24 protein-coding genes and 1 tRNA gene are annotated in these 21,672 nt (G+C 66.4%); 17 read left to right on the top strand and 8 right to left on the bottom strand.

Translation table 11 applies throughout. From position 1 onward, the window contains the following. The first annotated feature begins 397 nt into the window (after window positions 1-397). Entirely contained in the window at window positions 398-523 is a 126-nt protein-coding gene (locus VFA08_08770) for a hypothetical protein (GenBank protein HYZ13681.1), read from the top strand. A gap of 82 nt (window positions 524-605) precedes the next feature. On the opposite strand, the gene VFA08_08775 is transcribed toward VFA08_08770, so the two are convergent. Then, entirely contained in the window at window positions 606-911 is a 306-nt protein-coding gene (locus VFA08_08775; protein ID HYZ13682.1) for a hypothetical protein, read from the bottom strand. Between the two features lie 169 nt (window positions 912-1,080). Between VFA08_08775 and VFA08_08780 the strand changes: the two genes are divergently transcribed. Continuing rightward, entirely contained in the window at window positions 1,081-1,266 is a 186-nt protein-coding gene (locus tag VFA08_08780; protein ID HYZ13683.1) for a hypothetical protein, read from the top strand. Window positions 1,267-1,325: 59 nt separating this feature from the next. Here the strand turns inward: VFA08_08780 and VFA08_08785 are convergent, their stop codons facing one another. Further along, window positions 1,326-1,622: an antibiotic biosynthesis monooxygenase family protein gene (locus tag VFA08_08785; protein HYZ13684.1), complete on the bottom strand. Its 297-nt coding sequence runs from the start codon at window positions 1,620-1,622 to the stop codon at window positions 1,326-1,328. A 223-nt stretch (window positions 1,623-1,845) separates the two neighbouring features. Between VFA08_08785 and VFA08_08790 the strand changes: the two genes are divergently transcribed. Further along, window positions 1,846-2,271: a sulfocyanin-like copper-binding protein gene (locus VFA08_08790; GenBank protein ID HYZ13685.1), complete on the top strand. Its 426-nt coding sequence runs from the start codon at window positions 1,846-1,848 to the stop codon at window positions 2,269-2,271. 112 nt (window positions 2,272-2,383) lie between these two features. Here the strand turns inward: VFA08_08790 and VFA08_08795 are convergent, their stop codons facing one another. Both VFA08_08795 and VFA08_08800 read right to left on the bottom strand, forming a co-directional pair. Then, entirely contained in the window at window positions 2,384-3,706 is a 1,323-nt protein-coding gene (locus VFA08_08795) for a YibE/F family protein (GenBank protein ID HYZ13686.1), read from the bottom strand. A 149-nt stretch (window positions 3,707-3,855) separates the two neighbouring features. Continuing rightward, on the bottom strand, window positions 3,856-5,094 hold the full coding sequence (locus VFA08_08800; protein HYZ13687.1) for a diguanylate cyclase: 1,239 nt from the start codon (window positions 5,092-5,094) through the stop codon (window positions 3,856-3,858). On the opposite strand from VFA08_08800, the gene VFA08_08805 reads away from it, so the two are divergent. The 3 genes from VFA08_08805 (at window position 5,063) to VFA08_08815 (ending at window position 6,828) form a co-directional block, all read left to right on the top strand. Further along, the gene (locus VFA08_08805; GenBank protein ID HYZ13688.1) at window positions 5,063-5,218 is read left to right on the top strand and encodes a hypothetical protein; all 156 of its coding nucleotides are present in this window, start codon (window positions 5,063-5,065) and stop codon (window positions 5,216-5,218) included. The two genes, VFA08_08800 and VFA08_08805, sit on opposite strands and share 32 nt — an antisense overlap. Window positions 5,219-5,475: 257 nt before the next feature. After that, on the top strand, window positions 5,476-6,336 hold the full coding sequence (locus VFA08_08810) for a DUF2188 domain-containing protein (GenBank protein HYZ13689.1): 861 nt from the start codon (window positions 5,476-5,478) through the stop codon (window positions 6,334-6,336). Window positions 6,337-6,354: 18 nt separating this feature from the next. Next, window positions 6,355-6,828, top strand: coding sequence for an SRPBCC family protein (locus tag VFA08_08815; GenBank protein ID HYZ13690.1), 474 nt, complete (start codon window positions 6,355-6,357; stop codon window positions 6,826-6,828). A 340-nt stretch (window positions 6,829-7,168) separates the two neighbouring features. Here the strand turns inward: VFA08_08815 and VFA08_08820 are convergent, their stop codons facing one another. Continuing rightward, window positions 7,169-7,519: a hypothetical protein gene (locus VFA08_08820; protein HYZ13691.1), complete on the bottom strand. Its 351-nt coding sequence runs from the start codon at window positions 7,517-7,519 to the stop codon at window positions 7,169-7,171. Beyond that, complete coding sequence (locus tag VFA08_08825; GenBank protein ID HYZ13692.1) at window positions 7,495-7,713, bottom strand: DUF6186 family protein; 219 nt, start codon at window positions 7,711-7,713, stop codon at window positions 7,495-7,497. Before VFA08_08825 ends, VFA08_08820 begins: the two co-directional genes overlap by 25 nt. Window positions 7,714-7,902: 189 nt before the next feature. Between VFA08_08825 and VFA08_08830 the strand changes: the two genes are divergently transcribed. The 5 genes from VFA08_08830 to VFA08_08850 all read left to right on the top strand — a co-directional run bounded on the left by VFA08_08830 (window position 7,903) and on the right by VFA08_08850 (window position 12,049). Then, window positions 7,903-8,217, top strand: a complete 315-nt coding sequence (locus VFA08_08830) for a hypothetical protein (protein ID HYZ13693.1) — start codon at window positions 7,903-7,905, stop codon at window positions 8,215-8,217. Between the two features lie 359 nt (window positions 8,218-8,576). Then, the gene (locus VFA08_08835; GenBank protein HYZ13694.1) at window positions 8,577-9,023 is read left to right on the top strand and encodes a VOC family protein; all 447 of its coding nucleotides are present in this window, start codon (window positions 8,577-8,579) and stop codon (window positions 9,021-9,023) included. A gap of 553 nt (window positions 9,024-9,576) precedes the next feature. Beyond that, complete coding sequence (msrB, locus tag VFA08_08840) at window positions 9,577-10,026, top strand: peptide-methionine (R)-S-oxide reductase MsrB (GenBank protein HYZ13695.1); 450 nt, start codon at window positions 9,577-9,579, stop codon at window positions 10,024-10,026. 131 nt (window positions 10,027-10,157) lie between these two features. Beyond that, complete coding sequence (locus VFA08_08845) at window positions 10,158-10,430, top strand: chromate transporter (GenBank protein ID HYZ13696.1); 273 nt, start codon at window positions 10,158-10,160, stop codon at window positions 10,428-10,430. A 68-nt stretch (window positions 10,431-10,498) separates the two neighbouring features. Then, the gene (locus VFA08_08850) at window positions 10,499-12,049 is read left to right on the top strand and encodes an MFS transporter (GenBank protein HYZ13697.1); all 1,551 of its coding nucleotides are present in this window, start codon (window positions 10,499-10,501) and stop codon (window positions 12,047-12,049) included. A 407-nt stretch (window positions 12,050-12,456) separates the two neighbouring features. Here the strand turns inward: VFA08_08850 and VFA08_08855 are convergent. Beyond that, a tRNA-Glu gene (locus tag VFA08_08855) sits at window positions 12,457-12,529 on the bottom strand. 79 nt (window positions 12,530-12,608) lie between these two features. On the opposite strand from VFA08_08855, the gene VFA08_08860 reads away from it, so the two are divergent. Continuing rightward, window positions 12,609-13,145, top strand: a complete 537-nt coding sequence (locus VFA08_08860; protein ID HYZ13698.1) for a DUF488 domain-containing protein — start codon at window positions 12,609-12,611, stop codon at window positions 13,143-13,145. On the opposite strand, the gene VFA08_08865 is transcribed toward VFA08_08860, so the two are convergent. Then, window positions 13,142-14,593 (bottom strand): NADP-dependent isocitrate dehydrogenase, encoded by a 1,452-nt coding sequence (locus VFA08_08865; protein HYZ13699.1) that lies wholly within the window; start codon window positions 14,591-14,593, stop codon window positions 13,142-13,144. The genes VFA08_08860 and VFA08_08865 overlap by 4 nt on opposite strands. 81 nt (window positions 14,594-14,674) lie before the next feature. Here VFA08_08865 and VFA08_08870 point away from each other — a divergent pair, with 81 nt between their 5' ends. The 5 genes from VFA08_08870 (at window position 14,675) to VFA08_08890 (ending at window position 21,672) form a co-directional block, all read left to right on the top strand. Further along, window positions 14,675-16,165, top strand: a complete 1,491-nt coding sequence (locus VFA08_08870) for an alkaline phosphatase family protein (protein ID HYZ13700.1) — start codon at window positions 14,675-14,677, stop codon at window positions 16,163-16,165. Beyond that, complete coding sequence (locus VFA08_08875; GenBank protein HYZ13701.1) at window positions 16,162-17,550, top strand: alkaline phosphatase family protein; 1,389 nt, start codon at window positions 16,162-16,164, stop codon at window positions 17,548-17,550. The genes VFA08_08870 and VFA08_08875 overlap by 4 nt, the downstream gene beginning before the upstream one ends. An 89-nt stretch (window positions 17,551-17,639) precedes the next feature. Next, entirely contained in the window at window positions 17,640-19,109 is a 1,470-nt protein-coding gene (locus VFA08_08880) for a pyridoxal-phosphate dependent enzyme (protein HYZ13702.1), read from the top strand. Then, window positions 19,106-20,461: a PLP-dependent lyase/thiolase gene (locus tag VFA08_08885; GenBank protein ID HYZ13703.1), complete on the top strand. Its 1,356-nt coding sequence runs from the start codon at window positions 19,106-19,108 to the stop codon at window positions 20,459-20,461. The genes VFA08_08880 and VFA08_08885 overlap by 4 nt, the downstream gene beginning before the upstream one ends. Further along, window positions 20,458-21,672 (top strand): YgeY family selenium metabolism-linked hydrolase, encoded by a 1,215-nt coding sequence (locus tag VFA08_08890; protein HYZ13704.1) that lies wholly within the window; start codon window positions 20,458-20,460, stop codon window positions 21,670-21,672. The genes VFA08_08885 and VFA08_08890 overlap by 4 nt, the downstream gene beginning before the upstream one ends.

Raw genomic sequence — 21,672 nt, forward strand, 5'->3', positions numbered from 1 at the left:
CGCGGGCGGGAATCAGGCGATCGGACATTTCGGTTACGGCACAGCTCCAGCCCCCGTAGGCCATCCGGCTTCCCCCGGACGCGCGAGGCGCGTTTGGTGTTCGTGAGTGACTCTGACCCGAGTTCCGTGGTCTGACTCGCCAGTTGAACGTGCGGTTGAAGTTCGCTCGATGAGTCGTCTGACGATTTCGTGTACGACGTGCGAGCGGACTTTGCGGAGGCCGACCGATGTCGTCATGGACCTTTGCCGCCGACGTCAACTATCGACCGAAGGCGAAAGAGAGTCTCTTATGGCCCAACGACGTATCCCCAGCAACGAAACGCACTGGTACCGTCCGGGGACAGAAACGGTATCCCCCAAGTGGGGACGTCGAGTGAAAGGAAGGGAGGGTCACAGGGTGAACACTCAGATTCAGGTCCTGCGGATCGTATCGGCGGCGACAGCTGCGTTCATCATCTTCCTGATCGTCCACAACGCCCTGCAGGCCTTCTCCCAGGTCGGCAGCGTTCTGACGAACGCATAAGCGCCGCCCCACCACCGAACATCGCAAGCCGCCTCACCATCGAACATCGCAAGCCGCGTCGGAGGATGGCCAGGCGACGCATTCAGCCAGTGGCCATGAGAAGGCGATAGTCGAACGCTCCGACCGTTTCTCCCGTTCGACTGACGAAGACGTAGACGTAGCCGTCGGCGCCTCGATCCACGGCCAGTCCCATAGAAGGGAGATGTTTCGCCGCCTCCGTTCTGAGTCGCTGGCCCTCGGGGTGCTCATCGAGCAGCTGGTTCAGGAAGTGCGGTAACCGTGCGTCGTCGACGAGGACGCCCTCGCCCACCTCCACGAGGTGCGGCTGGTAGCCGGGCGGCTCCGAAAACCTCCAGCCCTCCTTCCACAGGAGCACCGGCAGCTTCATCGTGGCATGACCTCCGACTCCTTCTTTCCGTGCTCGCCTAAGCACGGCCAGCTCTCTCCCTCCAACTATTCGGCAGAGCAACAACAGCACCCAAGTGCCTCGCCATCCCCGATACTCCATCCGCCACGAGGGTTGCGATGCAGGAGTCAGACAGGGGAGGAGGTCGCTGATGGCAAAGGGCGGCACGGGTGCGGCCGCGGGTGGCGGGATCTACGGGCTGGGGATCTTCGGCGCGTTGTTCTACTACTGGCAGCAGGCCGACGCGTTCTGGGAGTACGTCTGGGCGATCTTCCCGAAAGCCATCCTCTGGCCAGCGTTCCTCGTCTACGAGGGGTTCTCCGCGCTCGGTGCATGACGCCGGCTCGACGATGAGCCGGACTGCGAGCGGCTTCGCTGCCAGGCGACCCCGCTAGGTCACCACTCGTTCCAGCCTGACCCCTCCCAGACGGTGACCTCTGGCTGGCCTTCGAACATCTGGCCGAAGAACTCCTGAATCTGGGGGTTGGCAGAAAACGCTTGGACCGCCTCGGCGGACTTCCACTCGTCGATGCCCAGGAAGTCCCGACCGTCCTGGGGGTTCAGATACACCCGGTGGGAGATGTCGCCCGCCTGCAGGGCCATCTCTTTCGTGGCCGAGGTGACTTCATCGTGGATCTTCTGGATGGCTTCCGGATCATCCCGGAGCCGCGCACGAATCGTGACCAATACCATCAATGCCTCCCCTTTCCGGTCGTCTCGGGCCGACCCGGCTCGGCCCGTTCTTCAACGTCACTGACCACTGGACCGCTCCTTGCGGCGACGGACCCTACCGATGACCGGTTGGCGAAACGTTGGAACGCGAGTAGTGGTGAGCACGATATCCGGGGGTGTGCCTATATTCGTTTCGGGTGGGTTCGTCCACGCAAGAGTGTGCGACGTCCGAAAGGAGGCATTCGTGACCAGGCATATACGACCGTGGCTGGCGGTTCCGGTGGTGGTCCTGGTGCTCGCGTTCGTCACGGCAAGCTGCGGTGGTGACGAGGGCGGCGTCGGCGCGACCCTCGCGGACTTCTCGATCACGCTGGACTCGGACAGCGCACCGGCGGGAGAGGTGACCTTCGACGTCACCAATGACGCCGAGCAGACGCACGAGTTCGTCGTGTTCCAGACCGACCTCGCCGAAGATCAGCTGCCGACGAACGATGAGGGCGTCGTCGACGAGGAGGGCGAAGGCGTCACGCTCATCGACGAGATCGAGGACGTCGCGGGCGGCAGCTCGCAGTCGCTGACGGTGAACCTGGATGCAGGCAGCTACGTGCTGATCTGCAACCTCCCCGGCCATTACCAGCAAGGGATGCACGCCAGCTTCAGCGCGACCTAGCGTTCGGAGTCTCAGAGCGGACAGTGAGCCCGGTGGTTCCATCGTGCTGTGTTCGCACGGCCGCTGATCGTCATAGCGAGACGAATCGAGCTTGCCCTGGCGTTGCCGTTCGTCATGAGCGCCTTCGAAGGCGACCGAGCCGGCTATCGGGAATGGGGTGTTCCTCGGGCCCCAATGTGCGCGCTCGCTCCTCGTCCGTCCGCGATGGCCCGTCAGTCGACTCGGACGGGGCGGGCACGTCGTTCGATTTCCTCGGTTGCTTCGATTTTTCGAGGGTGAAGCAATAAGCGGCGAGCCACGTAGTCAGCGGTACCGACGCGACGAGGCCGATGCTGCCGACCAGCGTCCTTACGATCTCGGTCGCCACGATCTCTCGTTTCGCGACGAACGCGAGGGATTGATCGGTGAGGATGAACAGGAGCAGTAGCGGAAGCGACGCTCCGACGTAAGCGAGGAACAACGTGTTCACCGTGGAGGAGACGTGGTCGCGCCCGATTCGCATTCCCGCCCGGAACAACGCGCCGCGATCCGCTAGCGGATCCGCACCAGCGAGCTCGGCGACAGCCGACGACTGCGTCACGGTCATGTCGTCGATCGCTCCGAGCGCGCCGATGATGACTCCCGCGAGGATCAGGCCTGACAGGTCGAGTTCCGACGCTCCGATGTTCACGAGGAACGCTTCCTCGGACGCGAAGCCCGAGAACTTGGACAGCCCGACGAAGACGCTCCCGAGCAGCACCGTGAGCAGAAGGCTTGCGAGGGTGCCGAGCAGAGCGATCGACGTCATCGCCGTGAAGCCGTGCGCGAGGTACAGCGCGATGAAGGCCATCGCCGATGCCGCGAACGCCGCGACCACCGTGGCATCGTGCCCGGAGAGGATCGCCGGCAGGGCGAACTTCAAAAGGAGAACGAACGTAACCGCGAGCCCAACCAACGCCGTGACGCCTCGAAGGCGCCCCAGCAGGACGACGGCAAGGGCGAAGACGAAGGCGAGAATCAGGATGGTCCTCCCGCGCTCGATGTCCACGAACCCATATCTGACGACCTTGGGAGCGTCTGGATTGCGGGCAAGCACGATCGTCGTGCCGGGCTCGATCGATGCCTGCGACGATTCCGGCGGAACCTCGATCGAGGCCTGCTCTCCCTCGTCGGGCCCGCCAAGCAAACGGAACGTCATGTGAGCACACTCGATATCGTCCTCCGGCATCGTGCCCCGGCACGGCTCCGTGACGACCGATAGGACCTCGGCGTCGTAGGTCTCCTGCAGGCCGGTCACATCGCGGAGGAGTCGGCTCACGACGTCGCCACGGGGCCAGAGGACCAGGACGCCGAGGCAGGTGATCACGCCGAGGACGGCGCACGTCGCCGCAAGGACCCTCCTCGCTCGCAGCGGAACTTCTCGTTCGCCTCGATGCACTGGCTTTACGGCGAGCATTGCCGGCCGGAGGCTATCTCAACGCAGGGACCCCACGAACTACCTTGTGGTCCTTCTTCCACGAGGTGAACGCCCGCCGACGTTCGGTTGCGTCAGCACACACAGAATAGGGAGCGTCGGAACCGCTCCGCCCTGAGCCCAATCACGAGTCAACCCGCGACCAGGTGCGCCAACTCGATCCGGTTTCGTCCCTTCCGTTTCGCGACGTACATCGCCCCGTCGGCCTCGCGGATCAAGAGCTCGGGGCGGACGTGTGAGTCGGTTCCCAACGATATGCCGGCGCTTGCCGTCACTCGCACTTCTCGGTTGTCCAGGAGAAACGGTTCGGAGAGGGGTCCGATCAGTCGTTTGGCGATGCGTCGCGCAGCCGCACGCGACGACACGTCCTCGAACATCGCGACGAACTCGTCCCCGCCGATCCGAGCAAGCGTGTCGGACGGTCTCATCGAGGCGAGCAACCGCTGCGCAACCGCGACGAGGAGCTCGTCGCCGCTCTGATGCCCGAACGTGTCGTTCACCTCTTTGAATCCGTCGAGGTCGAGGAAGATCACGGCCACTCCGCCGTCCGGCCTCCGCGCCAGACGGGCGAGCGCGCTCACGAGCCGATCCTCCAGCAGACGGCGGTTGGGCAGACCGGTGAGCGGATCGTGGACGGCACGCCGCATCAGCTCCTCTTCCGCGTCCTTGCGGTCGGAGATGTCCTCGAGCATGCCGATCCCATACGATGGGCCGCATTGTGCGTCGCGCACGATCGCCATCACCGTGCGGCACCAAAGCTGCGAGTCATCCTTGCGCCTCAATCGGTGCTCCACCTCGCACCGATCAACCACGCCGGTGATCACGTCGCCGATCGGATTCAGGCCGTCCCGTTCGTCGTTGTGAACGAGCGCACCCAGTGAGACCCCAGCTAGTTCGCCGTGCTCGTAGCCGGCCATGAGCTCGAGCGTCGGGTTCGCCTCGATGATCTTGCCGTGGACGTTCACGGTGGCCACACCGAAAGCGGCCGCGTCGAAGATCGTCCGGAACCGCATCTCGCTCGCCCGGAGCGCCTCTTCTGACCGCTTGCGTTCGGTGATATCCACCATCACGCCTTGCCAGTACAGCTCTCCGGTAGCGACGTCTCGCACGACCGCGGCCTTCTCGCTCACCCATGCGACGCGCCCTTCTCGGGTCATCAGCCGGTACTCGGCGCTCATCGGTGAGAGCGTCCGGCGCGCCTCGGCGTCGGCAACGATCATTCGGTCGCGGTCTTCGGGGTGGCAGGATCTGCAACCACAGCTCGCCTTCGCCGAGCCACTCGGTGGCCGGGTACCCGAACATGTCCTCGACCTGCGGGCTGATGTAGATCGGCTCGGAATGCTCAGGGTCGTCCAAGACGCGGTCGAGATAGGTCGCGACTCCGGGGATGTGTTCGACCAGGGTCCGGAAACGCTCGTCGGGTGCCGGGTCGACTCGACGCTCGGTGTGTCCTGGCCCGATCTCGGGGTCTTGTTCTTCGTCCACGCCACCTGATCCTGTCTTCGGAACGCCAAATCCACGATGTTCCATCGGTGCAGGTCAGAAACACCTTGATGGCGCCCTCCTCTGCGGCGCGTTCCACTTCGCCCGACGGTGCCAATCCGATACTTGGGCCGTTATACGGCCGAAACGAGCGCGGAGCGAGCACACCGAGCGCATCGGCGTATGCGGTTGTGCATCGGTGGGTACTGCGCCCACATCGTCTGACTGGCAGCCGACGCTGGCTCGCCGTTCGAGGGAGGGAGGCCGAGATGAGCAGCCGTGGAGACGTCATCGACGAAGTGCTGAAGGACCACAGGGAGATCAAGGAGCTGTTCTCGAAGGTCCGCTCGTCGACCGGGACCCGCCGGCGCAGTGCCTTCCAGGCTCTGGTCCGAAAGCTCGCCGTGCATGAGACGGCCGAACAGGAGATCGTGCACCCGCTCGCGCTGCGCGCCGGCGCCGACGATATCCGCGACCGGCGCGTCTCCGAGGAGAAGCAGGCCGAGGGGGTCCTCTCCGAGCTCGTGAAGATCGGTCCCGAGGACGCGCGGTTCCCGGCGATGTTGGAGGCACTCCAGCAGGAAGTCCTCGAGCACGCCGAGCGCGAGGAGCGCGAGGAGCACCCGAAGATCCGTTCCGAGGTCGATGCGGACCAGCTCCGGATGCTGGCGGCTGCGTTCCGCGCCGCCGAAGCCACCGCGCCGACCCGGCCGCATCCCCGGGGTCCGAGGTCGGCCACCGGCAACCTATTGATCGGTCCGATCGTGTCGATCATGGACCGCGCGCGGGACGCTATCCGCGACGCGATGCAACCGACGGATTCGACCCGGCACTCGCGCACCCGCCCGACGAGCACGCGAGGGCGGACCAAGGACACCGGCCGGCGGTCGACCACGCGCGCCGGCGACGCACCGGTCATCGACGTCTCCGCTGATCCGAAGGGTGGATGGCGGGCCGCGAAGCGCGGATCGAGCCGGGCGATCGCGCGGTCGAGCGCCAAGCAGGACGTCGTCCGGCGAGCCCGCGAGGTGGCGAAGTCGCAGCGAGGCCGGCTGGTCATCCATCGCCAGGACGGCCGCATCCAGGAGGAGCGCACCTACGGCAAGGATCCAGCGCGCACGCGCGGCTGATCCAAGGAGGAGGAAGAGATGCGACAGGTCGAGAGCGAGATCGAGGTCGACGTGCCGGTTCGTGTCGCGTACGACCAATGGACGCAGTTCGAAGAGTTTCCGCGGTTCATGGAGGGAGTCGAGGCGGTCCAGCAGACGACGGGCTCCACCCTCCACTGGGTGGCCGAGGTCGCGGGGCGCCGCAAGGAGTGGGACGCCCGCATCACCGAGCAGACGCCCGATCAGGTGATCGCCTGGGAGGGGTTCGGGAACCCGCAGAACATGGGACGAGTGTTCTTCGAGCCCGCCGATGGCGGGTCGCGGACGAAGATTAGCGTGGCGGTGGAGTACAAGCCCGAGGGCGCCGTCGAATCCGTTGGCGACGCGCTCGGTGTGCTAGAGCGCCAGGTGAAGGGCGACCTGGTTCGGTTCAAGGAGTTCATCGAGACCCGTGGAAAGCCCACCGGGTCGTGGCGCGGCGAGGTCCACGAGCCACCGAGTGGCTCGATGTGAGATCGGTCCCGGGACGTCAGCCAAGGTAGGACTCGAGGCGCGGGTTGAGCTCGGTGAGCGCTAACTGCCAAGAAGGATGGCTTTGATGGCGGGGGCCACAGGGAGTCCTTACTTATGGTGGCCCGATCTGCCCGCGCCACCGGCCTGGGGAGTCCTTCATTATTGGGCCCAGACGTTGCCGGCCTCTCAAAGGGGGAGATGGTTCGGGAGCGTCCGCACACAGCTCCGGCGGGGTAAGTGGACGTCGTTGCGGGCCTCGATCGGCCACGTGGGGAACCGCTGAAAACCGAGTACGTCCTATCCTTGTGGATGTCAAACCGAATCGCCCACTTCCGAACGATCAAGTGTGCGGGCGGCCACGTCCGCCGATCAGCGACAAGGCGAGTGCCGCGACCAGTGCGATGGCCGCCAGGAACGCGCCGCCGAAGATCGCGCTCGGGAACGCATCCGGTTCACGGGCGAGCCAGACGTGGAAGATCAGGACGATCGCGAGGAAGACGGCGTACCCGCACGCCACTGCGCGAACCGTCTCGGCGAGGTGCGGCCGTACGTTCCTTCCGGTGACCGGCCGTCTGGGGACCGGATGTCGCCGAGCGATGCCGACCATGGCGACGAAAGCGACGTAGGCGGCGACGAGCGGCAGAAGGACCTGTCGCAGCACGGTCGTCAACCCCGAAGGAAGAAGGACCATCCTCGGATGAACAGATGCCATCCGAGCCACAGCCACAGTCCGAACAGGAGGAAGCGCCCGGCGGATACCGTCATGAAGGAGCGAAGAAGGTCCGAGAGCGTTGGCCATTCGGGTCCGCGGAGAAGCCCGATGCCCTGCCAGACGAGAAGCGCCCCGACGATCCCGAGCCATCCGAGGAGCGCGATCGTGCGCATTTCCTCACCTCACCATCCGGATCCGCGTCCGTGCCAAGCGTATGGCGGCTCGCGCCGCGGGCTACCCACGTTGGGGGATCGCGCGAACCCTCCACCCGCCCGATTCCGCATCTCGGCGCCGGAGGCGGAGGATCGAGGCGTTTCGGGGACGGAACCGCCCCTCGCCCGAGGACACGGTTTGGAGAGCGGATGGCACAGGTCGTCGAGGTTCCGGAGCTCCAGCCATGGTTCCTCATCCACTGGCGATCGTCTGGTCATCCAGACGTCCTCATGGAGTTCGAGACGCAGGAGGAGGCGGAGGACGCGCTCCATGTGACGTTCGCCGACATCGCGGAAACTGCGGGCGATGACGTCGACGTGCTCCCCATGACCGTCTGCTCGGCGCTGATGATGTTCGAGAAGCCGGAACTTCGTGATGCGCTCTGGCGGTGGGACGCGCAGCTCGCGGCGCTCGAGTTGAGGCTGCGCACGATCGACGATGTGTTCCCCAGTCGAACCTCTTGATCCAGGGCGGCTCCGACCGATCACCGCCCGGCTCTGAGCAAGCGCGGGCTGTCGCGCACCGCGACGACCAGCATGCAGCTTCTGCCGTCGGCGTCCAGCGCGAAGAACCGTCCACCTCGTCGTTCGTAGAACATGAGCCCCGTGGCGCCGAGTGGACTGCGACGCCTATGTGCCGGTATGCGCGGTGACGGCGATCTTCACCCAGGACGCTCGATGCGACAGCCGAGAGTCCGACGGACAAACCAGAAAGGTGTCCGCAGCTGGATGGGCATGTCGTCTGTCTCAGTGCTCCGGCACGAGTCAGGGATTTACGCAGTCGAGAGTTGGTAGCCTCGATCCAGCCTCAGGAGGAGGAGCCGATGACCGTCAAGGCGATACCCGACCAGTACCACAGCGTGCAGCCCTACCTGTTGGTAGAGGACGCGGCAGGACTCATCGAGTTCATCACGGCGACGTTCGGCGCCGAAGAGGCCTTGAGGATGCCCCAGCCCGACGGCAGGATCGGGCACGCGGAGATGCGCATCGGTGACTCGATCGTCATGCTCGCGGAGGCCTCGACGGCCGAGGGCAGCGGCGAGCCGATGCCAGCCACAGTGATGACGTACGTGGAGGATGCCGACGCGACGTTCCAACGGGCACTCGAGGCCGGAGCGACGTCGCTCCGCGAGCCGGCCGACCAGTTCTACGGTGACCGGAGCGCCGGCGTCGTGGATCCGTTCGGCAACCACTGGTGGTTCCACACGCACGTCGAGGACGTCTCGCCCGAGGAGGCCGCTCGGCGCGCGCAGGAGCAGCAGGGCTCGTAGACGCCGCTCGCGGATGGGCTGAGCACACAACTGGCACGAACTGGCGTGGCGTCCTTCACTACGAGCCGCAACGACACATCTCGTAAAGAGCCGTGCTGTTAGTCCTGCTTCAGTGGACCGGCTCCTCACGGGTGGTGGCTGATCCTTCTGCACGCTCGCCGGAAGATCGGCATATCGACAGGACCGCTCCCGCCAGCGCCACTTGAATGTGTGACGTGTCGCGGGACAAATGCGGGACGAACGACCAATTGAGTGGCGGTTCACACTCGACGTGCCTAGTGACCTGAGCGTCTGCTCGTAGACCTGGCTGGACGATGTGTGAACCACCTGCCTCTGCTCTTGGAGCTCCAGAATCATTCGACCGCCGCGTCCTCCTTCCTCGCCTCGCCCTGGCTCCCGGTTCGCCGCACCAGTGCGAAGGCTGCGGTGCATTTGGACCTGGACGCCCACGCCCCGGGGAACGTACGCCGAGTTACGAGCGTTCTTGGGAGAGCGAGGGGATAAGAGGCACCGTTCCTCGGCCGAGGTGTCAATCCGCATCGAGGGAGGCGTGATGGACGAGCAGATCGTGAGACGGCGGCCCCGAGAGCACCTCCCGAGATCCGAGCAGGAGTGGCGAGAGCGCTTGACCCCGGAACAATTCGAGGTGCTCAGAAACAAGGGCACCGAGCGCGCCTTCACCGGCAAGTACGCGTTCACGAAGGATCGCGGGACCTACCGGTGCGCGGCGTGCGGAGAGGAACTGTTCCGTTCCGAGGCGAAGTACGACTCGGGCACCGGCTGGCCCAGCTTCTTCGAGCCGATCGCTCGCGGAGCCGTCGAGCTTCACGAGGATGTGAGCTTCGGCATGCGCCGAATCGAGGTCACGTGCGCCCGGTGCGGCGGCCACCTTGGCCATCTGTTCGATGATAGTCCCGAGCCCAGCGGAGAGCGCTACTGCATGAACTCGATCTCTCTGAATCTCAAGGCGGACGATGCCGAGCGGGACGGCGTGGTCGACTGAACCAGATGAGCGGGAAGCATCGGTGCCCTCGTCGTCCGTCCCGTACGAACGGTAAACATGCAGGAATGTGCGTCATCTTCGGTGTTGGGCTCGCGATCGTCCCGTTCCTCCGAGAAGGGGGTCGTTGAGCAGTGTTACTGGCTCTCAGGGCGCGAGTTCCTCGACTCGGTAGCGATGGGCCTGATCAGGCCGGGACCCGTTGTGATCACCCGCCGCTGTTCATCGGTTACCTCGTCGGCGGATTCCTTGGCGCGGCGATTGCCACCGTCGCGATCTTCTTGCCCATCTACCTCGCCGTCGTCCAATCGGGCCGATGGTTCATTCGGCACCAGGGCAGCGACAGGCTCCAGCGCTTCGTGAAGGGCGCCACCGTTCAAGCTGCCAGCTCGGCGGGACCGACCTAGCCGACTGACCGATGAGTCTTGCCGACCCCACGGGTCGTAAAGAGAAGCCGAACGGCTGGAGGTGAGCAGTGCAGGCTGAAAACCAGGTCGCCGCCCCACCTCGGGCCGGGCGCAAGGAGTGGATAGGGCTCGCTGTTATCGCGCTGGCGTGCGTTCTGTACGTGATGGATCTGACCGTCCTGCACCTGGCGGTGCCGGCCATCAGCGCGGACCTCCGGCCCACCAGCACGCAGCTGCTGTGGATCATCGATATCTACGGGTTCCTGGTGGCCGGGTCCCTGATCACGATGGGCACGCTGGGCGACAGGATCGGTCGCCGCCGTCTGCTCATGATCGGCGCTGCCGCGTTCGGCGTGGCGTCCGTGCTGGCCGCGTTATCGGCCAGCGCCGAAATGCTTATCGCCACCCGGGCCCTGCTGGGGGTGGCAGGGGCGACCCTTGCGCCGTCCACGCTGTCCTTGATCCGGAACATGTTCCTCGACCCCCGGCAGCGCACAGTGGCCATCAGCATCTGGATCACCAGCTTCTCGGTTGGAGGCGCGATCGGCCCGCTGCTGGGCGGCCTGGTGTTGGAGTTCTTCTGGTGGGGCGCGGTGTTCCTGCTGGCCGTGCCGGTGATGGCGCTGCTGCTGACACTTGGGCCGAAGTTCCTCCCCGAATACCGCGACCCAGACGCGGGCCGTCTCGATCTCACGAGCGCCGCCCTGGCGCTGGTGGCAGTTCTGGCGGTGATCTTCGGTCTCAAGCAGATCGCCCAGGACGGCGTGAGCGTAGTGGCCGTGATGTTCATCGTTGCCGGCTTGGCCGTTGGCGTCGTGTTTCAGCGCCGGCAGTTGAAGCTGGCCGATCCGTTCATCGACCTCCGGCTGTTCGTGAGGCCGGCCTTCACCGCCTCGCTGGTGACGTATGGGTTCGGCATCTTCCTGGTGTTCGGGGGCTTCCTCTTCCTGCCGCAATATCTCCAGCTGGTGCTGGGGCTGTCACCGCTCGAGGCGGGCTTGTGGACGCTGCCGTGGGCCCTGGGGTTCGTCGTCGGATCGAATCTGACACCGGTGATCGCCCGCCGGGTCCGTCCGGCGCCGGTGATGGCGGGCGGCCTGGCGTTGGCCGCCGTGGGCTTCCTGATATTTACGCAGATCGACGCGGCCTCAGGCTTCGCGGTCATCGTCGCCGGCTCCGTCGCCTTCTCGCTTGGGAGCGCTCCTTTGTTCACCCTGACGAACGACCTGATCATCGGGTCGGCTCCGCCCGAGCGGGCCGGGGCGGCCGCGGGGATCTCGGAGACGTCCGCTGAGTTCGGCGGGGCTCTCGGGATCGCCATCTTCGGCAGCATCGGAGTTGCGATCTATCGCGCCGGGATCGGCGAGGGCATCCCGCCCGGGGTCTCTCCCCAGGCGGCCGCGATCGCACGGGACACGCTCGGAGGCGCCATCGAGGTGGCCGGGCGGCTTCCGGATCAGGTCGGCCGCGCCATGGTCGACGCCGCTCGCGAGGCCTTCGTCCGGGGACTGCACGTCGCCGCCGCCGTAAGCCTGGTTGGAACGATCGCCTTGGCTATCTTCGTCGGGCTCATGCTCAGGCACGTGCGTAGCTCGGAGGGCGAGGGGCACCCCGGCTGAACGGACCGCCACCTGTGACAGCCTTCAAGACGTCGATGGGCATGGAGGGCCTGGAAGGCAACCGCGTCGAGGTCTACGACCGGGTCGAACGTCGGGTCATACATGCGTGGACGAAAGAGCCCTAGCTTCACGAGTCCTAGAAGGAGAAAACGTGGCTGAGGGAGCGGTCGAACGGGCCGTAATTGTGACGAACCCATGGTGCATATGACGCTATCCACACGCGACCGTCCTAGTTGGGACCCCAACTCGTGGCCTCGCAGCCCCTAAGCAAAAGCCTCAACCTGTTCCCTCCCGTCGGCAGTTCGATCGCTACGTGTAACGGTCGTCCACGGGACGAATGCGGGACGAACGACCGAGTTGAGTGGCGGTTCAGATGCGACACCGTTTCTGACCTGGGCCTTTGCTTGTAGTCCCAACGGGATTTGAACCCGTGTCTCCACCTTGAGAGGGTGGTGTCCTAGGCCACTAGACGATGGGACCGAGCGCCCCGTCCGGGGCTTTGCCAGGATATCGAACGCGCTCCGCTGGCCTCGGATGATTCCACTTCTACTCTTGTCCTATGGCCCTTTTGTACAGCGTCGGCCACGGCCGCCGGCCGGTCGACGCGTTCCTCGAGCTCGTTCAAGCCCCCGGGATTCGTCGCGTCGTCGACGTTCGGGCGATGCCCGCGTCGCGCCGGAACCCGCATTTCAACAAGGCGACGCTCGACTCCGTGCTGGCCGACGCCTGCATCGAGTACGTCTGGCGCGGCGCCGAGCTGGGAGGTCTCCGCACACCTCGCCCGGACTCTCACCACGTCGCGCTTTGGAACGACGCGCTTCGCGGCTACGCCGATCACACCGAGACGCGCGAGTTCGCCGACGGCCTCGACTGGCTGCTCCGGAGCGCCGACGAGATGCCCACCGCTTTCATGTGTGCCGAGTCCGACTGGCGCCGCTGCCACCGGCGGATCCTCTCCGACGCGATCGTCGCCACCGGGGGCCGCGTCGTTCATCTGCTCGACGGCGGCGGGGAGGAGCACGTCCTTCACTCATCGGCGAGGGGCGAGGACGGCCGGCCGATCTATGACCGGCGCGCCCAACGCTCGCTGCTCTAATTCTCTCCCTGCGCGCGGGTGAACCCCAGCTCGCCGTCGAACTCTTGCAGCTTCTCGATGTGCATCCATTTGTGCTTGGTCGACACGCGCTGCAAGAGGTCGTGGACCGCGCCGTCCAAGAGGTCGCCCGGGTCCTGCCTGATTATGAACCGGCACGCATAGTGATCGACCATGTCGGCGGTCGCTCCGGTCGGTGGGAACACCTGCCGTCCTCGGTTCGACACCGACTTCAGTTCGAGGTTCGTGTCATCGGTCAGCGCGCGGAGGCTCGTGCCGAGCTCCTCCGGATCGAGCGGTGACTCGACGAACAGGTCCAGTCCTACCACCGCGCGCTCCGCGGGCCGAACGAAGTCGGGCCGGGAGGCGACCGATGGCAATGAGATCGGCTTGTAGTCGCGCACCTGCCACCGCTTCGAGCGCTTGCCGAGGTTGCCGATGATCGCGTCGGTGTACGCGCTCGTCGGCGTGCCCTTGTCGTAGCCGACGACGTCGCCGGTCAACGTTCCTTGCTCGAGCGTCACGAGGATCGCGTGCTCGATGTCCGCCGCGGCGTCGAACTCGCCCAGGTGCCGAAGCATCAGAACGGCCGATAGCACGACCGCCGTGGGGTTGATCACGTCTTTGCCCGCGTACTTCGGCGCCGAGCCGTGCACCGCCTCGAAGATCGCGACGTCGGTTCCGATGTTCGCGCTCGGCGCGTACCCGAGCCCGCCGACGAGCGCCGATGTGAGGTCGGAAAGGATGTCGCCGTTCATGTTGGTCGTCACGATCACGTCGAACTGCTCGGGGCGCTTCACCAGTTGGTGCGCGCAGTTGTCGACGATGATGTGATTGGCCTCGATCGCCGAATACTCCGGCGCGATCTCCTCGAAGGTGCGCTTCAGCAAGCCTTCGGAGAGCTTCATGATGTTCGCCTTGGTGGCGCAGTGGACCTTCTCGCGTCCCTCCGCGATCGCCAGCTCGAACGCGAAGCGCACGATCTTCTCGCAGCCCTTCCGGCTGATGAGCTTGAGGGCCTGCGCGACGCCGGGCGTCTGCATGTGCTCGATCCCCGCATAGAGGTCCTCGACGTTCTCGCGAACGACGACGAGGTCGATGCCACGGCCGCTGTACGGGGTCGTCACGCCGGGGAGCTCCCGGACGGGGCGAACGTTCGCGTAGGTCTCGAACAGCTTGCGGAGCGTCACGTTCGCGCTCTTCTCGCCGAATCCGACGGGAGTCTCGAGCGGTCCCTTCAACACCACGCGGGTGCGGTCGACCGACTCGATCGTCTCGGGAGGGACGCCTGAGGGGAGTCCTTTCTTGAAAACCTCTGCGCCGGCCTCCTGTTCGTCCCAGTCGATGTTCGCGCCGGTCGCCTCGACGATCCGTTGGGCGGCGCGTACGCATTCGGGGCCGATACCGTCGCCGGGGATGAGCGTGACGTTGTGGGTGGCCGTTCGGTTCATGGGAGCTCCTTCGTGGCGCGGAACGGCGGCATCCTCTCACGGGCGTCTCGGAGGTCAGGCGTCGGCGTTGTAGGCTCGGGCGTGCCTCGTGTCCCTGGTACTGCCCGCGCGATCGCGCTCGTCTCGTGCCTTGTCGCGGCGGCGTGTTCCGCTCCTTCGGAAGCGACGCCCGAGGCGACCGACGGCACCACGAGTCCCGCGACGACGCAGCCGGTTGCGTCGTCCCCATCACACGCACCGGACGACGTCTCCGGCATGCCGAAGCTCGAGCAGGCGCAGGTGCGCCTGAAGCACCTGATCTTCATCGTCCAGGAGAACCGGTCGTTCGATCACTACTTCGGCACGTTCCCCGGCGCCGAGGGCATCCCCATGCGTGACGGCACACCGACGGTGTGCGTTCCCGACCCGATCCTCGGCACGTGCGTATCGCCGTACCACACGAGCAGCCAGCTGCAGGAGGGAGGGCCGCACGGCGAGCCCCACTCCGACGCCGATGTGAACGGCGGCCGCATGGACGGGTTCGTCCGCACGGTGATCGACGGTCCGATGCACTGTGCCGACCATCGCGACGATCCGGCGTGCGCGAGCTACCTGGGGCCGCAGGGGCAGCCCGACGTCATGAGCTACATGACCGATCGGGAGATCCCGAACTACTGGCGCTACGCGGAGAACTTCGTCCTGCAGGACCACATGTTCGCGCCGGCAGACTCGTGGACGCTTCCCGCCCACCTATACCTGGTGTCGGCGTGGGCTGCGCGATGTGAGGACCCTCGTGACCCGATGAGCTGCGTCTCGGAGCTCGATCCGGCGGAGGAGCTGGAGATCCTCAAGGCCCGCGAGGACGTTCCGCTGTGGGCGTGGACCGACATCACGTATCTATTGAACGAGCGCGACGTGAGCTGGGCGTACTACGTGGGCGACGACACGTGCTTCTTCGGCTGCCGCCGGAACCCGCGCGGCCGGAACACCGTCATGCAGCAGACTCCGCTCCCGTGGTTCACGACGGTCCGGCAGAACCACCAGATCGACAACGTTCGTGGCCACGCCGAGTACTACGAAGCGGCTCGTGCCGGAAAGCTCCCGTCGGTGTCGTGGATCGTTCCCTACAACGGAGTCGGCGAGCACCCGGACAACGATGAGCGGGTGTGGAAGGGCATGCGCCACGTGACCAATCTCGTGAACGCCGCGATGCGCGGACCGGACTGGGAGGAAACGGCGATCTTCATCACGTGGGACGACTGGGGCGGCTTCTACGACCATGTCGAACCGCCGCGCGTCGACCTGAACGGGTACGGGATCCGCGTTCCGGGGATGACGGTCAGCCCGTGGGCGCGTTCCGGCATGATCGACTCGCAAACGCTGTCGTTCGACGCGTACCTGCGGCTGATCGAGGACCTGTTCCTCGAGGGTGAGCGCCTCGATCCGGAGACGATGAGCCGACCGGACTCGCGGCCCACGGTTCGCGAGGAGGTCCAGGTGCTCGGCGATCTGCTGCGTGAGTTCGACTTCGAACAGGAACCGCTCGACCCATTGATCCTGGATCCCGGCGCCGGTAGGCCGAGCGGAACATGAGGCGAACGCTCCTCGTCCTCGGTGCGTCGCTCGCGCTGGTCGCGGCGGCCTGCAGCCGCGACGCGGTACCAGAGCCGTCGCAGACGCAGCTCGTGCAGGCCCGGGCGACGCTCAAGCACCTCGTGTTCATCGTGCAGGAGAACCGTTCGTTCGATCACTACTTCGGGACGTTCCCCGGGGCGAAGGGCTTTCCGCGGACCGAGGACGGCCGGATCGCCGTGTGCATCCCCGACCCCGTCCTCGGCAGGTGCGCGCGGCCGTACCGAACGACCAGCCAGCTGCAGGAGGGCGGACCGCACGCATGGCGACACTCGCGCGCCGACGTGGACGGCGGACGGATGGACGGGTTCATCCGAACGGTGGTCGACAGCCCGATCCACTGCGCCGACCACCGCGACGACCCGGCGTGCGCGCGCTACCTCGGGCCGCAACGACAGCCCGACGTGATGAGCTACCACACGGCGCGGACGATCCCGAACTACTGGACGTACGCGCGCCGGTTCGTTTTGCAGGACCGCATGTTCGCGCCGGCCGACTCGTGGACGCTGCCGGCGCACCTGTTCCTGGTCTCTGCGTGGGCGGCGAGCTGCGACAACCCTCGCGATCCGATGAGTTGCGTGTCGGATCTCGAGCTGAGCGACGAGGCGCAGGTCCAGCGTTCCCACGAGGACGTTCCGATCTGGGCGTGGACCGACATCACCCACTTGCTGCACGAGGCCGGGGTGAGCTGGTCGTACTACGTCGGCGACGACACGTGTGAGTTCGATCCCTGCCCGAACGACAGGAGCGGACAACGCACCGTGAGCCAGCAGAACCCGCTTCGGTGGTTCACGACCGTCCGCCAGAACCGCCAGCTCGATCGGGTCCAGGGCCACTCGGAGTTCTATGCGGCGGCGGCGGACGGAACGTTGCCGTCGGTGTCGTGGGTGATGCCGTACTCGGGCGTCGGCGAGCATCCCGGCGCCGGCGAGCCGATCTGGAAAGGGCAGCGACACGTGACGAACGTCGTCAACGCGTTGATGCGCGGGCCCGATTGGGAGCAGACGGCGATCTTCTTGACGTGGGACGACTGGGGCGGCTTCTACGACCACGTCGTGCCACCCCGTGTCGATCGCAACGGCTACGGCATCCGCGTGCCGGGGATCATGATCAGCCCGTGGGCGCGTCGCGGCATGATCGACTCGCAGACGCTGTCGTTCGACGCATACCTGCGATTGATCGAGGACCTGTTCCTCGACGGCGCACGGCTGGATCCCGACACAATGAGCCGGCCGGACTCGCGTCCCACGGTCCGCGAGGAGGTCCGGGGGCTCGGCAACCTGCTGAGCGAGTTCGATTTCGACCAGGAACCGCTCCCGCCGCTGATCCTGGACCCTCGCCCGTAGTCGTTCCGCGGCACACGCTCCCTGAACGGCCGACGCGACGGCGAACCCACCCCGCCTAGAATCCTTCGAAGGTGGTGCGGACGAGGGCGATGATCGGCGCGGATGTCTCGGCCGACGAGCGCGTCGTCGAGCGCTTGGCGGAGGCGGGCATCGCGCTGCCGACCTTCGAGCAGCTCGCTGACCCGGGGAAGATCCCGCAGCGCATCCGTTCGGAGCTCGAGTCCGTCGATCCCGACGCCGCACATCCTCTGAACCTGTTCCGCGTCCACTGGTACAACGGCGCCGACCGCCGCTCGACCGTCGACGTCCCGGATCACGTCGTGCTTCCGACCGAGCTCACCGGCGTCGACGCGCGCATCCTGGTCGCGTTCGGTGATCGATTCCCCATGATCGGCGCGCACAAGGTGCTGGCTGCGTACGGGTGTCTCGCGCCGCGCGTCGTGACGGGCGGATTCGATCCGACCTCGCAGCGGGCGGTGTGGCCGTCGACCGGCAACTACTGCCGAGGCGGCGTGGCGATCAGCCGGATCATGGGATGCCGGGGCGTCGCCGTGCTGCCCGAAGGGATGAGCCGGGAGCGATTCGAATGGCTCGAGCGCTGGGTCAGCGAACCGTCCGACATCGTGCGAACGCCGGGCGTCGAGAGCAACGTCAAGGAGATCTACGACGAGTGCAACCGCCTCGCGCGGGATCCGGCGAACGTCATCCTCAATCAGTTCGCCGAGTACCCCAACCACCTCGTGCACCTGTTCGTCACTGGTTCTGCCCTCGAGCGCGTGTTCGACTCGCTTCGCGAGGCCGACCCGTCACTCCGACTTCGTGCCTTCGTCGCGGCGTCGGGGTCGGCCGGGACGCTGGGCGCCGGGGACCACCTGAAGGACCGGTTCGGGGCGCAGGTCGTCGTGGCCGAGGCACTCGAATGTCCGACGCTGCTCCACAATGGGTTCGGCGAGCACAACATCCAGGGGATCGGCGACAAGCACGTGCCGCTGATCCACAACGTCATGAACACCGACGTCGTCGCCGACGTGAGCGACCGAGACACCGATCGTCTGAACGTGCTGTTCAACACCGAGGAGGGACGGGCGTTCCTCCGTGCGCGCGGCGTCGACGAGCGCGTGATCGAGGCGCTCGATGCGTTCGGCTTGTCGAGCATCTGCAACGTCCTCGCCGCGATCAAGACGGCGAAGCTGCTGCGGCTCGGCGCCGACGACGTCGTCGTCACCATCGCCACCGACGGCGCGGCGATGTACCGAACCGAGGTGGACAAGGTCCTGGCGCGCGACTTCCCCGGGGGGTTCGGCCAAACGGAGGCTGCGGAGACCTTCGGCCGGTCGCTCGAGGGGCAGGGAACGGGCGACATGATGCAGCTCACCGAGGAGGACCGGCGACGCGTCTTCAACCTCGGCTACTTCACGTGGGTCGAGCAGCAAGGCGTCTCCGTCGAGGATTTCGTGGCGCGCCAAGACCAGGCGTTCTGGCGTTCGCTCCGTGATCTGTTGCCGGAGTGGGACGAGGCGATCCGCGCGTTCAACGTTCGATCGGGGATGGCCGTGTGAGTGCAGCGCCGGCGACGTCCGTGGTCTGCGAGGGCTGCGGGTATACCGCTCCGGCTGACGAGCCGTTCCCGTTCCGCTGTCCGAGCGCGAACGGCGATGACCGCGACCACGTGATGGTTCGCGAGATCGACCCGACGCACGTCTCGTTCCCCGACGGCGACGACCGGAACCCGTTCGTGCGCTTTCGCGAGCTGTTCCACTCGTACCACCTCGGCCGCGCCCACGGGATGAGCGACGACGACCACGTCCACCTGGTCGAGCAGCTCGACAAGGCGGTCGCCGCAGTCGACGGGCGTGGATTCGTCGAGACTGCGTTCGAACGGAGCGACGGGTTGTCCGAGCGCCTGGGATGCGACGTGTGGGTCAAGGACGAGACGGGGAACGTGTCCGGGTCGCACAAGGCGCGGCACCTGATGGGGCTGATGATCCACCTGCTGGTCGCGGAGCAGACCGGCATGGGGTCGATCGACGGACGTGAGCTCGCCATCGCCAGCTGCGGCAACGCGGCGCTCGCGGCGGCCGTCGTGGCGCGCGCGGCCGAGCGCCCGCTCCGTGTGTTCATCCCGACGTGGGCGGACCATGCGGTGGTCCGCCGGCTGCACGAGCTCGGCGCAACGATGGAGATCTGTGACCGGGAGGAGGAGGGGGTCGGCGACCCGACGTACGCGGCGCTCCGACGCGCGATCGCCGAGGGCGCGATCCCGTTCACGTGTCAGGGTCCGGACAACGGCCTGACGATCGAAGGGGGCGAGACGCTCGGGTACGAGCTCGTCGCTCAGCTCACGCGAGCGGGTGAGTCGCTCGACGCGCTCGTCGTGCAGATCGGCGGGGGCGCGCTGGCGAGCGCGTGCATCCGCGCGTTCGAGGACGCCGCGCTGCTCGAGGCGCCGGAGCGTCTGCCGCGTATCCATGCCGTGCAGACCGAGAGCGCGCATCCGCTCGAGCGGGCGTACGTGCGCGTCCGGCAGCGTGCCGGATACGAGGCGACGCCGGAGGGGATCGTCGACGCGATGACCTGGGCGCGGTCGAACCGGTCCGAGGTCATGTGGCCGTGGGAGACCGAACCGCGAAGCATCGCCGATGGGATCCTCGACGACGAGACGTACGACTGGGCGGCGGTCATCGGCGGAATGCTGGCGACGGACGGGTCCCCGGTCCTCGTCTCAGAGGAGACGCTACGCGACGCGAACACGCTCGCGCGCGAGGCGAGTGGCATCGACGTCGACCACACGGGCTCGGCGGGACTCGCGGGCCTGATCGAGCTGTCGCGACGAGGACGCCTGCACCGGGGCGAGCGCGTCGCCGTGGTGTTCACCGGCGTCGACCGGAACGGGACAATGGTGGGCCGATGAACGTCGACGAACGCTACGCGCGGGAGGCAGAAGGTCTCCGCGACGACGTCACCCGGTTCCTGGCCGACCTGATCGAACGGCCGAGCCTCTCGCGCGAGGAGAACGCGGTCGTCCAACGGATCGGCGAGGAGATGAAGGCGGTTGGGTTCGACGACGTGGTCGTGGACGGGTTCGGCAGCGTGATCGGGCGGATCGGCGACGGGCCGGTGCACATCGTGTTCGACTCGCACATCGACGTGGTGAACACGGGCGACCCGTCGTTGTGGCGCACTGAGCCGTTCACGGCGACGATCGAGCACGGCGTGCTCTACGGCCGCGGCGCGTCGGACAACAAGGCCGCGATCGCGTCGATGGTGCACGGGGGCGCGCTGCTGCGGCGGCTCGGCATCGATACGTCTCGGTTCACGCTGTGGGTCGTGGGAACGGTCCAGGAAGAGGACTGTGACGGCCTCGCCCTGGAGTACCTCCTGACGAACACGATCCCCAAGGCCGAGATCGTCGTGCTCGGCGAGGCGACGAACCTGCAGGTCTACCGGGGACATCGCGGGCGCGCCGAGTTCGCGCTCCACACGACGGGACGGGCGGCGCACGCGTCGGCGCCGGAGCGCGGGGTGAACGCGATCTACCGGATGGCGCCGATCGTCGAGCAGGTCGAGGCCCTGAACGAACGACTCGCGTCCGATCCGTTCCTGGGAAAGGGAACGGTGGTCGTCTCGAAGATCGACGCTCAGACGCCCTCGTTGAACGCCGTGCCCGACGGTTGCACGATCTACCTGGACCGGCGGCTGACGATTGGAGAGACGGTCGAGTCGGCTCGGGCCGAGCTCGAGGGGCTGCCCGCCGTGCAGGAGGGTGCCGCGACGGTCGAGCTGCTCACCTATGAAGGGCGGGCATACACGGGGTTGACCCTCTCGACCGACAAGTACTTCCCGACGTGGGTGACGCCCGAGGACCATCACGGCGTTCGCGCGGCGGTCGAGACCTCGGAGCGCGCCCTGGGGATGACGCCACAGATCGGCCGATGGGTGTTCTCGACGAACGGCGTGTCGAGCGCGGGGAAGCTCGAGATCCCCACGATCGGGTTCGGCCCGGCGAACGAGGTGTACGCGCACAGCGTTGACGACCAGTGTCCGATCGATCACCTCCCGCTCGCGGCGGCGTGGTACGCCGCGTTCCCCGAGCGCTACGTTGCGGCCGCGGGAGGGGAGTGA

This window comes from Actinomycetota bacterium (assembly GCA_035640355.1).
In the GTDB taxonomy this organism is placed as follows: domain Bacteria; phylum Actinomycetota; class UBA4738; order UBA4738; family HRBIN12; genus CALGFI01.

Coding starts and splice junctions, on each gene's coding strand:
- VFA08_08865 (HYZ13699.1), bottom strand. CDS start 14,593: ATGAACCGAACGGCCACCCACAACGTCACGCTCATCCCCGGCGACGGT.
- VFA08_08875 (HYZ13701.1), top strand. CDS start 16,162: ATGAGGCGAACGCTCCTCGTCCTCGGTGCGTCGCTCGCGCTGGTCGCG.
- VFA08_08815 (HYZ13690.1), top strand. CDS start 6,355: ATGCGACAGGTCGAGAGCGAGATCGAGGTCGACGTGCCGGTTCGTGTC.
- VFA08_08785 (HYZ13684.1), bottom strand. CDS start 1,622: ATGGTATTGGTCACGATTCGTGCGCGGCTCCGGGATGATCCGGAAGCC.
- VFA08_08810 (HYZ13689.1), top strand. CDS start 5,476: ATGAGCAGCCGTGGAGACGTCATCGACGAAGTGCTGAAGGACCACAGG.
- VFA08_08820 (HYZ13691.1), bottom strand. CDS start 7,519: ATGGTCCTTCTTCCTTCGGGGTTGACGACCGTGCTGCGACAGGTCCTT.
- VFA08_08780 (HYZ13683.1), top strand. CDS start 1,081: ATGGCAAAGGGCGGCACGGGTGCGGCCGCGGGTGGCGGGATCTACGGG.
- VFA08_08775 (HYZ13682.1), bottom strand. CDS start 911: ATGAAGCTGCCGGTGCTCCTGTGGAAGGAGGGCTGGAGGTTTTCGGAG.
- msrB (HYZ13695.1), top strand. CDS start 9,577: ATGGACGAGCAGATCGTGAGACGGCGGCCCCGAGAGCACCTCCCGAGA.
- VFA08_08805 (HYZ13688.1), top strand. CDS start 5,063: ATGCTCAGGGTCGTCCAAGACGCGGTCGAGATAGGTCGCGACTCCGGG.
- VFA08_08795 (HYZ13686.1), bottom strand. CDS start 3,706: ATGCTCGCCGTAAAGCCAGTGCATCGAGGCGAACGAGAAGTTCCGCTG.
- VFA08_08880 (HYZ13702.1), top strand. CDS start 17,640: ATGATCGGCGCGGATGTCTCGGCCGACGAGCGCGTCGTCGAGCGCTTG.
- VFA08_08860 (HYZ13698.1), top strand. CDS start 12,609: ATGGCCCTTTTGTACAGCGTCGGCCACGGCCGCCGGCCGGTCGACGCG.
- VFA08_08830 (HYZ13693.1), top strand. CDS start 7,903: ATGGCACAGGTCGTCGAGGTTCCGGAGCTCCAGCCATGGTTCCTCATC.
- VFA08_08835 (HYZ13694.1), top strand. CDS start 8,577: ATGACCGTCAAGGCGATACCCGACCAGTACCACAGCGTGCAGCCCTAC.
- VFA08_08890 (HYZ13704.1), top strand. CDS start 20,458: ATGAACGTCGACGAACGCTACGCGCGGGAGGCAGAAGGTCTCCGCGAC.
- VFA08_08825 (HYZ13692.1), bottom strand. CDS start 7,713: ATGCGCACGATCGCGCTCCTCGGATGGCTCGGGATCGTCGGGGCGCTT.